This is a genomic window from Ferruginibacter sp. (assembly GCF_031430955.1).
In the GTDB taxonomy this organism is placed as follows: Bacteria; Bacteroidota; Bacteroidia; order Chitinophagales; family Chitinophagaceae; genus Ferruginibacter.
Window position 1 is genome coordinate 1 of record NZ_JANPCM010000084.1, and the last position, 2,514, is coordinate 2,514.

At 36.7% G+C, this 2,514-nt stretch carries 3 protein-coding genes; all 3 read left to right on the top strand.

The window, feature by feature from the left end:
- The coding region (locus ACY65O_RS02335; protein WP_462219244.1) for an efflux RND transporter permease subunit at window positions 1–1,285 on the top strand (1,285 nt) is incomplete at its 5' end.
- Window positions 1,286–1,616: 331 nt separating this feature from the next.
- Window positions 1,617–1,826 carry a GDCCVxC domain-containing (seleno)protein gene (locus tag ACY65O_RS02340; protein ID WP_462219245.1) on the top strand — a complete coding sequence of 70 codons (210 nt, stop codon included), beginning with the start codon at window positions 1,617–1,619 and terminating at the stop codon, window positions 1,824–1,826.
- Between the two features lie 49 nt (window positions 1,827–1,875).
- Window positions 1,876–2,514 (top strand): TolC family protein (locus tag ACY65O_RS02345; protein ID WP_462219246.1); only part of this gene is annotated, 639 nt, incomplete at its 3' end.

Genomic DNA, 2,514 nt, shown 5'->3' on the forward strand with positions numbered 1-2,514 from the left:
TAAAAGTGAATGGAGAAAAGATATTACCAAAGATGATATCATTAATGAACTGAATGCTAAAATGCAGATACCGGGTATAACGAACGGTTGGACAATGCCCATCATAAACCGTATCAACATGCTTAGTACCGGTATAAGAACCGATGTAGGATTAAAAGTGTACGGACAAAATTTAGACAGCATTTATTCTTTTGCACAAAACATAAAAAAACAACTGGAAGGAATTGATGGTGTAAAAGATTTGTATGTAGAACCCATTACCGGTGGCAAATATATTGATATCATAATAAAACGGGATGAGATTGGGCGCTATGGTTTAAGTGTAGATGATGTAAATGCTGTAGTAGAAATTGCCCTGGGTGGAATGAAACTAACAACCACCGTTGAAGGCCGCCAGCGTTTTTCTGTAAATGCACGTTATGGCCAGGATTTTAGAAATAACCTCGGCGCATTAAAAAGATTGCAGGTGCAAACCATGAATTTTGGGCCCATCCCACTGGAAGCCGTAGCCGACATAAAAATAAGTGATGGCCCGCCCATGATTAATTCGGAAAATGCCATGCTGCGGGGTACTGTTTTATTTAACGTAAGAGAAAGGGATTTAGGCAGCACCGTAAAAGAAGCACAAAAGAAATTAAACCAGATGATCACTGCATTACCCAAAGGATATTTTTTGGAATGGAGCGGCCAGTGGGAAAACCAGATACGTGCCAACAGAACTTTAAAGATGATAATGCCCATCGTTTTCGTCATCATTTTTATGGTATTGTATTTTACATATCACTCATTTAAAGAATCTTTTGTTACCATGATAACCGTTCCGTTTGCATTAATTGGCGGTGTGTTTATGGTATATTTTTATGGCGTTAATTTATCTGTAGCCGTGGCCGTTGGTTTCATTGCGTTGTTTGGTATGGCCATAGAAACCGCTATGCTCATGACCATTTATTTGAATGAAGCCATGCAGAACATGGTGGCCAAACATGGCAACAGCAAAGAAACACTCACACCTGCCATCATCCGGGAATTTGTAATAGAAGGCTCTGCCAAAAGATTGCGGCCAAAATTAATGACGGTGTCTGTAGGCTTATTTGGACTTATTCCTATTTTATGGGCCACCGGTGTAGGCAGCGATATTATGCGGCCCATCACCATCCCTTTAATTGGCGGCACCATTACTTCTACCATTTATGTATTGCTCATTACACCGGTAATATTTGAAATGATAAAAGAACGGGAATTAAAAAGAAAAGGAAAAGTAGAATTGATTGATGTGAAAGAATAAAAACAAACCCGATGAAATTTATTTTGCTATTCGATGAAATAAAAATGAGTACGTTTCTTTATTGTTCTGGCAAAGGCGTTTCATGGCAACATTGTTGTGTCACTCTCTTGTACGGCATACCATCAACGATCATTAATTATGGAGTAGATTAAATAATGAGTATTTAAAAAACGTAAACAAACCTTATTAGGGAAAAAGAATAAAATTCAAAACGAACAAACCTTATTACTTTATTAAAATCGAAATGAAATAAGGTTAGGATTATTCAGATAAGCAGGTTTTATACCAAGGTTTAAAAACCAACATCAATATGATTCAAAATAAAAACAATATGCAAATAATATTAACATCAACCATCACCTGTCCCCATTGCGGCCATCAAAAAGAGGAACAAATGCCTGCCGATGCCTGTCAATATTTTTATACCTGCGAAAAATGTAAAACAATATTAAAACCAAAGCAAGGCGATTGTTGTGTGTTTTGTTCTTATGGTTCAGTAGCCTGTCCACCCATTCAAAACAATAAAAATTGTTGTACTTAAAAATTGTTATAAATAAATAAAATGTCAATAAAAGTTCAATAAAGAAAAAATGAAAAAAATGGAAGAACAAATGTTTAGTAAAGAATCTAATGCACCGCTTCCTCTCTTCAAGGAGAGGGAGAAGGAGGGTGAGGTTAATAAAACTGTTGTTCTTAAAATGTATATTATGAAGAGAATAATTTTAATATTGGCTATTTTTCTTTCTGGAAAATTTGTATCAGCCCAAACATTAAACCTCCCTGCCATCATAGACAGCATCAGCCAATCGCATCCTTTTATAAAAATGTACAACAATGAAATACGCTCAATGGATGAAGCTGCCAAAGGCGCTAAAAGCTGGATGCCACCTGAGTTTGCCACCGGCCTGTGGATGACTCCGTATAATCCAGGCATGTGGAAAAAAGGCGACCAGGGCGAGCCGGGCATGGGCCAGTATATGATTGGGGGCCAGCAAATGATTCCCAACAAAAAAAAACAAAATGCAGATGCCGCTTATATGCAGGCCATGTCTTCTTTAGAAAAAGAAAAAAAGAAATCCACACTCAAAGAATTAATCAATGATGCCAAAAGATTTTATTATGAATGGATAATCCTTAAAAAAAAATTGGTGATAGTGGAGCAAAATGAAAAACTGCTTGACTTTATGATTAAGAATGCAGAGATACGGTACAAAAATGGGCTGGAAAAA